This is a genomic window from Desertibaculum subflavum (genome assembly GCA_003576705.1).
GTDB lineage: Bacteria > Pseudomonadota > Alphaproteobacteria > Ferrovibrionales > Ferrovibrionaceae > Desertibaculum > Desertibaculum subflavum.
The window spans coordinates 35746-47920 of sequence record QOZS01000042.1 but is presented as its reverse complement, the minus strand read 5'-3'; the positions used below and the strand labels follow the sequence as shown (position 1 = coordinate 47920).

9 protein-coding genes and 1 pseudogene are annotated in these 12175 nt (G+C 64.6%); 8 read left to right on the top strand and 2 right to left on the bottom strand.

Going from position 1 to position 12175, the window contains the following annotated elements; all coding sequences use genetic code 11:
- The 3 genes and pseudogenes from DT074_RS20135 to DT074_RS20125 all read left to right on the top strand — a co-directional run.
- Positions 1-901: pseudogene (locus DT074_RS20135) on the top strand (hypothetical protein); the annotation flags it as partial.
- A 1-nt stretch (position 902) separates the two neighbouring features.
- Entirely contained in the window at positions 903-1511 is a 609-nt protein-coding gene (locus tag DT074_RS20130) for a hypothetical protein (RefSeq protein WP_119421657.1), read from the top strand.
- A gap of 160 nt (positions 1512-1671) precedes the next feature.
- A complete protein-coding gene (locus DT074_RS20125; protein ID WP_162915037.1) occupies positions 1672-2499 on the top strand; it encodes a class I SAM-dependent methyltransferase in 828 nt (275 codons plus the stop codon).
- Positions 2500-2627: 128 nt separating this feature from the next.
- Here the strand turns inward: DT074_RS20125 and DT074_RS20120 are convergent, their stop codons facing one another.
- Entirely contained in the window at positions 2628-3563 is a 936-nt protein-coding gene (locus DT074_RS20120) for a hypothetical protein (RefSeq protein WP_119421655.1), read from the bottom strand.
- 197 nt (positions 3564-3760) lie between these two features.
- Here DT074_RS20120 and DT074_RS20115 point away from each other — a divergent pair, with 197 nt between their 5' ends.
- From DT074_RS20115 to boxB, 5 genes are all read left to right on the top strand, one after another.
- Complete coding sequence (locus DT074_RS20115; protein WP_162915036.1) at positions 3761-4204, top strand: TIR domain-containing protein; 444 nt, start codon at positions 3761-3763, stop codon at positions 4202-4204.
- Positions 4205-4352: 148 nt separating this feature from the next.
- Complete coding sequence (locus DT074_RS20110; RefSeq protein ID WP_119421653.1) at positions 4353-7478, top strand: B12-binding domain-containing radical SAM protein; 3126 nt, start codon at positions 4353-4355, stop codon at positions 7476-7478.
- Positions 7479-7599: 121 nt separating this feature from the next.
- Positions 7600-7884, top strand: coding sequence for a hypothetical protein (locus tag DT074_RS20105; RefSeq protein WP_162915035.1), 285 nt, complete (start codon positions 7600-7602; stop codon positions 7882-7884).
- 90 nt (positions 7885-7974) lie between these two features.
- Positions 7975-9624 (top strand): 2,3-epoxybenzoyl-CoA dihydrolase, encoded by a 1650-nt coding sequence (gene boxC / locus DT074_RS20100; protein ID WP_119421651.1) that lies wholly within the window; start codon positions 7975-7977, stop codon positions 9622-9624.
- Positions 9625-11040 carry a benzoyl-CoA 2,3-epoxidase subunit BoxB gene (gene boxB, locus DT074_RS20095; RefSeq protein ID WP_119421650.1) on the top strand — a complete coding sequence of 472 codons (1416 nt, stop codon included), beginning with the start codon at positions 9625-9627 and terminating at the stop codon, positions 11038-11040.
- Here the strand turns inward: boxB and DT074_RS20090 are convergent.
- Positions 11037-12149, bottom strand: a complete 1113-nt coding sequence (locus tag DT074_RS20090; protein WP_119421649.1) for a CaiB/BaiF CoA transferase family protein — start codon at positions 12147-12149, stop codon at positions 11037-11039. The two genes, boxB and DT074_RS20090, sit on opposite strands and share 4 nt — an antisense overlap.
- Positions 12150-12175 lie beyond the last annotated feature (26 nt).

The window sequence follows — 12175 nt, the reverse complement described above, 5'->3', positions numbered from 1 at the left end:
GGCTGTGCCCGCGCGCGCCGGGCACCTGCTCGGCTTCGACCTTGCCGGCGCGCCGGTGGCGATCGCCGGCGCGGCGCCGTCCCTGCTCGTCTCCGGCTTCGCCGCCACCTTGCTCGATGACGGCGACGCCGCGACCGCTCGGGCCACGCTCGGCGCGGGTGCCGGGGGTGCGGCGGTGTTCCAGGCGGCGAGCGCCGTGGCCGCGCAGGACGCAACGCGCGCCAACGGCGCCGACATCGCCAGCGCCGCGACCCTCAACCTCGACGCCGCCACCGGCGACCAGGTGGACGTGACCGGCACGACGACGATCACGGCCATCACGCTCGGTGCCGGCCGCATGCGCGCGGTGCGCTTCACCGGCGCGCTGATCCTGACGCATGGCGCGAGCCTTGTGCTGCCCGGCGCGGCGAATATCGCGACGGCGGCCGGCGACGTGGCGGTGTTCCGCGGCTTTGCCGGCGGCGTGGTGCGCTGCGTGGCCTATCAGCGGGCGACGACGCCGCCGCTGACAATTGCGACTCAGGCGGAGATGGAAGCCGCCGTCTCCAACGCGGCGGTTGTCTCGCCGCTCGCGATGAAGTGGCACCCGGGCGTGGCGAAGGCGTGGGTATGCTTTAATGGAACAGGCGCGGTGACCATTCGTAGTTCCTACAACGTCGCTTCGATCACGGACAACGGTGTAGGCGATTACTCCGTGAATTTCTCTACGCCGTTCTCAACGGCCGGATATGCCTTTGCCACGTCTGCGGGCCCCGGCGGCGGCGGCGGTCTAGAGCGTAGCGCGCTTGGGCCGAACTTCATTGACCCAACCACGACCTCGTTCCGATTCCTGACAGTCGGCGATTCGAACGCTCTTCGTGACGCCTTGTACGCAAGCGCGATCTTTTTCGGGGATCTCTAGCATGAAGGCTATCATCTACAGCCGGTCCCAAGGCGGCGTTTCCGTGGTCTATCCCGCTCCTGGCGCGCGTCTAGTCTCGGGGATGCAGCGGGCTGGCTTGGCAATCCGGTTTGTCTCGGCGGTTAGCCTCGACCAATTGGATGGGTTGCTGACAGCAGGATTTGAACCGGAGTTCGCGGAAAGCGAGGACCAATTCGCCATCCGCGTTGCTGAGGAAGTCCGTGAGTTAGGGGCCGAGGTTGTTCTTCTTGACGCCAGCGCTCTACCGGACGATCGCACGTTCCGAAACGCATGGAAGCTCGTGGACGGGGCCATTCTAGTTGATATGGAACAGGCGCGAGCACTGCAACTGACCGCGCTCCGGAAAGCTAGAAACGATTTGCTGCGTGCGACTGATCGCATCGCTCAAAGAGCATTGGAACAAGTGGACAAGACAGAATTTGTGGCGATCGCCGCATTGAGACAGAGACTACGCGACATGCCTTCCGCGATTGCGCCGTTGATCAGCGAAGCCAGAAGCCCGGCGCAGCTGCAGGCCGTGTGCCCGAGTTCGATTTTGGATGCGCGGCGAGTTCTTGAGTCCGAAATCAAACTGGTGGGAACAGTTTAGGAGGCGCCTGTTCGGCGCAGAATGCGGTTGCTATAAGGCCTCAAACAGAAGACATGGGTTTCGAATGCGGGGGTTATTAGGGCGCCTTGGAAGCCGTGGCACCTTGGTCCATCGGTACCGGCACTTGAAAGGCGGCGTCTCTCACGAAGCAATGCCGCCGGTGAAGCAGGCGTACGCCGAAGCAGCGGTTCGCTTCGCACTAGTTCGAGGCCAGCCGATTCGCATCCTTGAGATCGGTTCCTGGTGCGGATTCTCTGCTGCATTGATTGCTGAGGCGATTGCGCGTTATGGAACCCCTTCGCAATGCCGTGAGTCACATATTCATTGTGTCGACCCCTGGGTCCCGTATTTCACCCAGGAAGAACTCGAACTGGGCGAGTGGCATCGCGCTATGACCGACGCGGCTGCGACGGGCGAGGCCTATGAGATCTTCTGCCACAATGCGGCAGTTGCCGAGAAGGCGTTCGGCGTGAGGATTCATCACACGCGGGGCTTATCTACGGACGTTCTCCCTGGCCTCCCTGATCGTTCCTATGATCTGATCTACATTGATGGTTCCCACAAATATGAAGATGTTGCGTTTGACATCCGGGAGTCCAAGCGAGTTCTGGCGGATGGAGGTTTGATAACAGGCGACGATCTGGATCTGCAGATACCGGACGTGCCGCTCGAAGAGGTGAAAGCTAGGCTCAATCTTGAATTTCACTCGGATGCGGATCCGGAGAAAAGCTTCCACCCGGGCGTAACGCTTGCAGTGCATGAAGCCTTCGGCCGAGTTACCAGGTACGAAGGGTTCTGGGTGCTGCAGTTTAAGGGCGGCGAGTTCGCCCCCATCGCTCTTAAGGGCGCACACTATTTCGCTCCTAGCTTTCTTACGCTCAAACAGCGTCGTTTTTTTCTGAAGCGCGTCTCCAAGCGAATGTGGCAAGAGGAGCCCAATTTGCTGACCTTCATCAAGCGCGCTAACGTCCGGACGCTCAAGATCTGATGGGCTGTCGGTCGACGAAGAGGGCGTTGTGTTCGACTAATATGCCGGCACTCAGCTCACCTGAAAGCAAACGGCCTTGAAGCGCTCCCGCTCAGCCAATTGTATCTTGCGTTTGAATTCTGCTTGCCTCAGCGCGCAAGTTGCACGTATCCCCTGTTCGGAATGCTCGCGCGCAAGATCTGCTCCACAGTGCGCCAGAAGCGCTGCGGCTTTGGTCGCAGTACAGCCAGTGCATCGCTCATCACCTTAGAGGCTGGGATGCGGCGCCAGGCTTCGAGCTGACGGGCAAGAATTGAAGCGCGGTTCGCCCGCAGTTCGTCCCAGCGGGCGAGCAACTCCTCCGGCCCTTCGACGATCTCCAGCGCTTCGACCAGGGGCGTCGGCATCTGCACCCGCTCCTGGATCACGGGTATGCCGAGACGGAGCGAAGAGACGATGCGGGATACCGACGCGCAGGCCATTTCGGCATTCGGCCGGAAACCGTAAGAGAACAGGCTCTGCGACAGCAATCGGTCCCGCTCGGCCTTGGTTGCGAGATCGACCGTGCCGACGCGCAGGCTGCTGCTCAGCGTCTTGATCGTCGCGCGCCTCGCCTCGCCGGTCATGTTGCCATAGGCACAGATGTCGAAGCGCGGCGGCTCGGCGCGCGTCACGGCTTCCAGGCGCGGCGACCATCCGAGCGTGATCTGCGCCGTCGGCGCAAAGGCCTCGTATCCAGCCGCATTGAAGTCGCCGACCGCCCAGATGGCTGCTGCTTCGCGCGCGACGCGGGGAAAGTTGGCCCAGCGCTTGCGCCAATGCGTGCCGCGCTCGCCATTGAAACCGTCGCCGTCGAGACGCTCGGTTGCGACCAGAACGAAATCAAAGGGTCGCACTTGAGCGGCCACGCGCCGGTAGTGAAAATTCTCGACCACGATGTTCATGACATGCCGCCGCGGCGGCATGTCACCCAGCTCGACATTGTGTCCGATGTCCCGCAGCCCAGCTATCACCGGCTCGGCAATATCCAGGATGATCTCGCGCGAGTTCTTGTGGTGATTCCAGATCGAGAAATAGAAATCCACGTCCCGCGCTCTCGATTCGAGATTTCGACGAACGAGCCCAGGCCGACATAAGCCGCGCCCAGCCAAACTACAAGCCGCGCCGTCGGCGGCGCAACGCCGAGCGAGGCAGATTTCCGTCGACGGGCTTTCGGTGTGACCGCCCTCGATCTGTTATGGTGCCGGAAATGCCCGCGGCGACCGGAGCGGAATCATCGAGGATGGACGAGCAGGTCTACGATATTTTCATCACGCATGCGTGGCGATACCACGACGATTGGACCAGGCTGAGCGATCTGCTCGACGCGACGCTGAAATCGTCGTGGCGCAATTTCAGCGTGCCCTGGTACGACCCCGGCCTGGACCCGAATACCGAGGTCGGCCGCCAGCGCGTGCATCTGTGGCTGGAGCAGCAGATCGCACCGACCTGCGCCGTCATCCTGTTGTCCAGCGTATTCGAGAGCAAGAGCGCGCGGAAATGGATCCTTCTGGAGGTCGAGATGGCGCGCAAATACGGCAAGCGCATCATCGGCTTACCGGCACATGGCGCCGAGGCGATGATGCCGGAGGCGGCCGAGCTGGTGGATCTGCGCGTCGGCTGGGATGCGACGCAGATCGTGGCGGCGCTGCCGGCGCCGGAACCGGCGGCGTCTCCCTTGCGGTGAGACTCCCTGCAATTTATCGTTGGGAAGGTTGTATTGACCGAGGTGACGGCTTGGATCGGCAGTGGCTAAGGCGCCGGCCGTGCCCGGATCAGACGCTGGCGGGTCGTCGTCACCCCCGTGCTCCGCGCCCTGGCACAGGATCAAGCGCTTGAATGGCATCGTAAACGTCACCCTGGAGCGGAACAGCCTGCACTGGCAGGTCGAGGGTACGCGGGTCTGCTTCAGCCCGTACCAGTGCTTCGCCGTCATGGACGCGGAAAGCCGCGCGTTGCTCGGTCGCCTGGCGGCCCATCTCGCGGGCAAGCCGGGCCTTGCCCTATGGAACGGCCCCTTGCTCGAGCCCCTGCTCGAACGGGCGCCGGAACTGCGCCAGAAGATTCTGCACGTGATCACGCCGGAGGTAGGTCCTGTTTCGGGCGCCGTGGCCGGCATTCCGGTTTGCGCCCCGGACGCGCTGCCTGGCGACGTGAAGACGGTCTTTCTCTGCGAAACCCGCGCGGTCGAGCGCATGCTGGCCGAAGAGGGCCTGCGCGACGACCTCGATGTGATCGACGCCACCGTGCTTTCGGAGATCGCCTTCGACGTGATCCCGATGCGGGCTTGGACGCCGATCGCGCGCAACATATATCCGATCAAGGTGCCGCGCATAAAGTTCAGCGGATCGACGGATATGATCCTGCTCGACTGTCCGGCACGCAATCTGGCGCTGATGCCGAACGGCCTCGCCTACGTTCACAATGCGCTGAAGCGGGCCGGCATCAATCTCGAGACCTTCGATCTCGATATCGTCGCTTATCACCGCTTCCACATCCGTCGCCTGTTCGATGAAGGCGGCAGGATCGTCCTGCCCAGCGGGCGCATCCTGCCGACCGATCCATGGCAGGCGGAGAACTACGATCTCTGGGACAATCCGGAGCTACTGGCCTATCTGGCGCCGATCATCGAGGAGGCGGCGAACGAGATCATCAGGGCGCGCCCGAGGATTCTCGGTCTCTCCATCCAGCAGTGCAACGAGAAATGCTCGCGGCTGCTGGTCAACAAGGTGCGCGCGGGATTGCCCGACATCGTCATCCTGGTCGGCGGCTTCAGCTGCTACAACGCTGATGTCGGGCTGCGCGCCTTTCCCGAGGCCGAGTACATGTGCATCGGCGAGGCCGACCTCGTCGTCGGGCCCCTGGTGAAGCGCCTTGCTGCTGGAGAGCGGCCGAAGGATGTGCCCGGCGTGCTGTCGCGTCACGATACGCCTGGCCGCATGTTCGTGCCGGCGCCGATGCAGCACAATCTCGATCAGCTCGACATGCCGCGCTACGAATGGGCTGATCTCAGCATCTACCGGAATTACAACGGCTATCAGCTGGTCCCGATCATCGCGAGCCGCGGCTGCCGCTGGTCGCGCTGTACCTTCTGCGCGGAGCGATTCTACTGGCGCATCCGTTCGCCGCAGAACTTCGTCGACGAATTGGAATGGCTGGTCGAGCAGGGCTGCACGCTCTTCATGTTCAACGAGAGCGACCTGAACGGCATGCCGGACAAGCTGCTGGAAATCTGCGACGAGATTATCCGCCGCGATATCAAGGTGCGGCTCTCCGGCCAGCTTCGCATTCAAAAGACGAGCGACCGCGCCTTTTTCGACAAGCTGCACGCCGCCGGCTTCGTCGCGCTGCGCTTCGGCGTCGACGCCTTCTCCGAGAACACGCTGCGCCTGCAGAAGAAGGGCTATACCGTCGACATGGTCCGGCAGAACCTCAGGGATTGCTGGGAAGCCGGCATTTATACCGAGGTCAACTGGGTCATCGGCGTGCCGGGCGAGACGGACGCCGATTGCGACGAGGGCGTCGACCTGATCCTGGAGAACCGGCGCTATATCGGGCGGGTCGCCAACATCAACCCACTGATCCTGGTCAACGGCAGCGTCTACTGGATCGATCCGGAGCGGTACGGCATCCGCTTCCGCACCTCCAAGGAGCAGCTCTACGCCGAGAACCAGCGCTATGTGCCGGCCGATGCCTGGTACAGCGTCGAGCCCTATATCGACGCCCAGGTCAGGAAAGAGCGGTTCGAACGCATCGTCACCAAGCTCTACGATTCCGGCTTCAAGATGGGCGCTTGGGTCGATCAGATCGTTGCCGATGTGCGCTCGACCGATCGAGGGGCTCGCGCTGGCGGCTCCTATAAGGCCGCGCCGGCCGCGGCGAACGATGCGCCGGTGCTGGTGCACGACCTGGAAACGCATAAGGTGTACCGCTTCAAGGAGCGATGGTACGCGGTTCCGCATGAGCTCGGCGAGGTCGATCTCGCGCCGGCGGCGGAAGGCAAGCCGATCGCGGGCGTGCTGACGGCGGAGGATGACACCGTCCTCCTGGTCGAGATCGAACGCACGAACAAGTGGGCGGATTCGCGCGGACAATATGATTCGCAGGAGCGCCAGCGGCAGGCGGGAACGCTGTTCCGTGCCGGCAGCGCGATCGGCGACGAGGGCGAGCAGGTTGCCTTGGCCGAACGGCCATTGATCATCTCTCTCGGCGGCGACTACATCGCGATCGATCGTGACAAGCTCGTCGCGCCGTCGCAGCTCGCCTGGGCGTACGAGCGAATCACCAAGGCCATTCTGCCGAAGAAGATGCGACAGGAGCTGCGGTCGATCTGGCCGTCGCGACACCATGCAATCGCGCGGAAGAAATCCGATGTCGCGCCGCGCGGTCTGGTCCAGGCCGTCGCCGGTGCCACGCGGATCGGTTCGGGCCGGTCGCGCATTGCCGTACCGCAGCCGATTCCAGGTACGGATATCGTTGCCGCTCGCGCGATCAGCCAGGATGCCAAGCCGACGCCGCTGACCTCGCTGCACGGCTATAAGCTGATCGAGTTTGATGGCCTCTTCTACGGCGTGCCCGACGGCATGAAGGTGAAGTGGCGGGAAACCGGCTCGACAAGTCAGTCCGGCATCATCATTGCGGACGACGCGCAAACCGTCATGCGGACGATCCGCGAGCGCGCCGGTGCCGAAGCCGGGAAGCAAATCCGGAAGTCCGCCGAACGCGGCAGCGGGCCGGCGGGCGAGGTGCTGCATGTCCCGCAGCTGATGGCCTCTATCGAGGACTATGACATCGTCAGTTACGAGGGCTTCGTTTACGGACTGCCGAAATCGCTGGGTCCCATCGACCTGGCGGAGGTCGATGTCATCGGCATCGAGGGCGTGATCCGCGATGTCTCGCGCCAGGTCGTGGAGAACGAGATCCGCGACCAGATTGCGGCGCGGCAGCAGGCGGCGGAGTAGCCAGCCAGAGATCTCGACGGATTGGCGTGGGCAGCGCTCGAGCGCTGTCGCGATTCCTGCTGCCTGGCCGGGGTCGTCCGATTGGACTCGGCCCTGGTCACGGTTCGACAGGAGGTGTTCCATGCCGGCAATGGACGCTGATCCCGAAACGCACCGGGACGTTCAGGCAAAAGCCGCGATTGCCAACGTGCTCTCACGTGGCGCGATCGTGCTCGTCGCCGGCATCCTGGTCTGGGGCTTCAACCGGATCGACCGCTCGCTGGACCAGCTGAACCAGTCGCTCAAGCAGGTAGAGATCGCCATCGGGCGGCTGGAAACCGAGCGGGACGGGGTGCGCGATCGCCTCCGTTCGCTGGAGGCCCGGATATCCAATCAGGAACGGGGCGAGCGCCACGGCCAGCCCTGAGCGCGCAGGTCTGGCCGGCGAGATCTCAAAAATAATGCAGATTTCTCCGGCAACATGCATTATAATGCATGAAACAGCCCGGTAGCCGGCATGCTCGAGTTCCGCACCGACCCCTCCCGCTACAAGCATTGGAAGCTCGCCGTCGAGGGCCGGGTGGCGACGCTGGCGCTCGACGTGGCGGAAGGCGGCGGCCTCTTCCCCGGCTATGAGCTGAAGCTCAATTCCTACGATCTCGGCGTCGATATCGAGCTTGCGGATGCGATGTTGCGGCTGCGCTTCGAGCATCCGGAAGTCGGCGCCGTGGTGGTCACCTCGGCCAAGGACCGCGTGTTCTGCGCCGGCGCGAACATCCGCATGCTGAGCGGCGCCACGCATGGCCACAAGGTCAACTTCTGCAAGTTCACCAACGAGACGCGCAACGCCATCGAGGATGCTTCGGTGCATTCCGGCCAGGTCTGGCTGGCGGCGGTGAACGGCGCCTGCGCCGGCGGCGGCTACGAACTGGCGCTCGCCTGCGAGAAGATCCTGCTGATCGACGACGGCAGCTCCGCCGTCTCGCTGCCGGAAGTGCCGCTGCTCGCGGTGCTGCCCGGCACCGGCGGGCTGACCCGCCTTGTCGACAAGCGCAAGGTGCGGCGCGACCGGGCTGATTTCTTCTGCACGACAGAGGAAGGCCTGCGCGGCAAGCGGGCCGTCGAATGGCGCCTGGTCGACGAGGTGGTGCCGCGCTCGCGCTTCACCGACACCGTCGCCGCGCGCGCGACCGAGCTCGCCGCCCAGAGCGCACGCCCCGCCGGAGAGTCCGGAATCGCGCTTCCGCCGCTGGCGCGGGCCATCGATGGCGACCGCATCGATTACGACACGCTGACGCTGCGGATCGACCGCGAGCGTGGGGCCGTCGAGATCATTGTCAAAGGGCCAACGGATGCGCCGCCGTACGACGTCGCCGTCGCCAAGCGGCAGGGCGCCGCGTTCTGGCCACTCTCGCTGGCCCGCGCACTCGACGATGCCATCCTGCATCTGCGCTTCAACGAGGAAACGATCGGCACTTGGGTGTTGCGCAGCGAAGGCATGCTCGACGCCGTCGCCGCCTATGACGCGCTGCTGGCGCGAGACTCTTCCGACTGGTTCATCCGCGAGGCCACGCTCTATCTCAAGCGCGTGCTGAAGCGGCTCGACCTCTCGGCCCGCACGATCTTCGGCTTGGTGGAGCCGGGCTCCTGCTTTGCCGGCACCCTGGCCGAGCTCCTGCTGGCCGCCGACCGCGTCTACATGCTGGACGGCAGCATCGAGGGCGACAACCGCCCGCCGGCGCGCGTGCGTCTCACGCCGATGAATTTCGGCGCCTATCCGATGGTCACCGGCCTGACCCGGCTCAAGGCCCGCCTGCAGGACGACGCGACCGCCATCGCCGACGCGGCAGCCCGGATCGGCGAGGATCTCGACGCCGCCGAGGCCGAGAAGCTCGGCCTCGCCACCTTCACGCCGGACGAGATCGACTGGGAGGACGAGGTGCGCCTCGCCATCGAGGAGCGCGCGGCCTTTTCGCCCGACGCGCTGACCGGGCTCGAGGCGAGCTTGCGCTTCCCCGGGCCGGAGACGATGGAGAGCAAGATCTTCGCCCGTCTCTCGGCCTGGCAGAACTGGATCTTCCAGCGGCCCAATGCCGTTGGACCAGCCGGCGCCTTGAAGCGCTACGGCACCGGGCAACGGCCCGAATTCGACCGCGGGAGGGTCTAGATGGCGATCGACTATATCGAGCGGATTCCGAACAACGTCGATCTCTCGCGCGATCGTCGCCTGCAGCGCGCGCTGGAGGAATGGCAGCCGCGCTATCTCGACTGGTGGCGCGAGATGGGGCCGGAGAGCTACCAGGGCCTCGATGTCTACCTGCGCACCGCCACCTCGGTCGACGCCAAAGGCTGGGCCAGTTTCGGCCATGTGAAGATGCCGGAATATCGTTGGGGCATCTTCCTCGCCGAGCCGGAGGCCGGCCGCACCATCGGCTTCGGCGAGCACAAGGGCGAGCCGGTCTGGCAGGAGGTGCCGGGCGAGTATCGCGGCGTGCTGCGCCGCCTGATCGTGACGCAGGGCGATACCGAGCCGGCCAGCGTCGAGCAGCAGCGCCATCTCGGCCATACCGCGCCCTCGCTCTACGACCTGCGCAACCTGTTCCAGGTCAATGTGGAGGAAGGCCGCCACCTCTGGGCCATGGTCTACCTGCTGCACGCCTATTTCGGCCGCGACGGCCGCGAGGAGGCGGAGACCTTGCTCGAGCGCCGCTCCGGCGACGAGGACAAGCCACGCATCCTAGGTGCCTTCAACGAGAAGACGCCGGACTGGCTTTCCTTCTTCATGTTCACATATTTCACCGACCGCGACGGCAAGTACCAGCTGGCGAGCCTCGCCGAGTCCGGCTTCGATCCGCTGGCGCGCACCTGCCGCTTCATGCTGACCGAGGAAGCGCACCACATGTTTGTGGGCGAGACCGGTATCGGCCGCGTCATCCAGCGCACCTGCGAGTTGATGCGCGAGCACAAGGTGCATGACGTGGCGCCGTTCGGCGCCATCAACCTCGACACCATGCAGCGCTATCTCAACTTCCACTACTCGGTCTCGCTCGACCTGTTCGGCTCCGAGATCTCGACCAATGCGGCGAACTTCTACTCGATGGGCCTGAAGGGCCGGTTCGAGGAAGGCCGGCGCGAGGACGATCACAGGCTGACCGACGCGTTCTATCCCGTGCTGGCGCTGGATGGCGGCCGCGTCGCCAGCCGCGACGAGCCGGCGCTGACCTCGCTCAACGCCCGCCTGCGCGATGACTACTCCACCGATTGCGCCCGCGGCGTGGTGCGCTGGAACCAGGTCATCAAGCGGCACGGCATCGATTTCGAGCTGAAGCTGCCGCACCAGGCCTTCAACCGGCGAATCGGCGCTTTCGCCAACATGCATGTGACGCCGGAAGGTGAGGTGATCTCGAAGGAGACGTGGAACGCGGCCGTCGATCGCTGGCTGCCGACCGAGCAGGATCGCGCGCATGTCCAGTCTCTGATGAAGCCGGTGCGCGAGCCCGGCAAGTTCGCGTCCTGGATCGCACCGCCGGCGCGCGGCATCAACAACCAGCCGGCCGATTTCCAGTACGTGAAGTTCTCCTAAGTATCCTGGCCGGTCTTCGGTGCCGGCCGGTCGTCGCCGGCGCGGTTGCCTTCGAAGGAAATCGGCAGGCCGTGGAAAAGGGTCGGGTTGCCGGCGTAGGGCGCCACCAGCATGGCGAGCGCCGCGACCTGGGCCTGCGCGATCACCTCCGGAACCTCATTGATCGGCCCGCAAGGGACGCCGGCGGCCATCAGGCGCTCGGCCCAGGCCTCCTTGGTGTCGCGGCGCATGATCGCCTCGATCATGCCGATCAGCAGGTCGCGATGCCGCATGCGCTCGATATTGGTGGTGAAGCGTGGATCGGCCGGCCATTCCGGATGGCCCAGCACCTCGGCGAATTTCGTCCATAGCCGCTGATTGCCCGGCGTCACCATCAGCAGGCCGTTGGTGCATTGAAATGCCTGATAGGGTGCCAGATTCGGGTGTCCGGTGCCCTGGCGCGGCGATACCTTGCCGGAATTGGTGAAGCCCGCGATGTGATTGGAGAGCCACATCAGCCCGGTCTCGAACAGCGAAGTCTGCACGATGCCGCCCTGGCCGGTGCGCTCGCGCCGCTGCAGCGCCGCCAGGATCCCGATCGCCGTCCACATCCCGGTCGAGAGATCGATGATGGAAACGCCGATGCGTGCCGGCGGGCCGTCGGGGTCGCCGTTGATGCTGATCAGGCCGGCGGTCGCCTGGATGATCGGCTCATAGCCCGGCCGTGTCGCCCACGGCCCGGTATGGCCGAAGGCCGAGAGATCGGCATAGACGAGGCGCGGGAAGCGCTTCGTCATGCTGTCGTCGTCGATGCCGAACTTCGCCGGAACGTCGGGCCTCAGATTGTGCAGGAACACGTCGGCGCCGCCGATCAACTCGATCAGACGTGCCTTGTCCGCCGGCTTGGTCAGGTCGATCGCGATCGACTGCTTGCCGCGGTTGAGCGCGATGAAGCCGACCGCGTCGCCGTCGATGAAGGGCGGGCCCCAGCCGCGCGCGTCGTCGCCCTCGGGCCGTTCGATCTTGATCACCTCGGCGCCGAGGAAGGCCAGGATCTGGCCGGCATAGGGGCCCGCCAGATTCTGCCCGAACTCGATCACCTTGATGCCGGCGAGCGTATCGGCGGCCATGCGTTCCTCGGCTTGTCGTTCAGCGC

Bases quoted from the DNA above. Each gene is read 5' to 3' on its own strand.
- DT074_RS20105 (WP_162915035.1), top strand. From the start codon at position 7,600: ATGCCGGCAATGGACGCTGATCCCGAAACGCACCGGGACGTTCAGGCA.
- DT074_RS20130 (WP_119421657.1), top strand. From the start codon at position 903: ATGAAGGCTATCATCTACAGCCGGTCCCAAGGCGGCGTTTCCGTGGTC.
- DT074_RS20090 (WP_119421649.1), bottom strand. From the start codon at position 12,149: ATGGCCGCCGATACGCTCGCCGGCATCAAGGTGATCGAGTTCGGGCAG.
- boxB (WP_119421650.1), top strand. From the start codon at position 9,625: ATGGCGATCGACTATATCGAGCGGATTCCGAACAACGTCGATCTCTCG.
- DT074_RS20115 (WP_162915036.1), top strand. From the start codon at position 3,761: ATGGACGAGCAGGTCTACGATATTTTCATCACGCATGCGTGGCGATAC.
- boxC (WP_119421651.1), top strand. From the start codon at position 7,975: ATGCTCGAGTTCCGCACCGACCCCTCCCGCTACAAGCATTGGAAGCTC.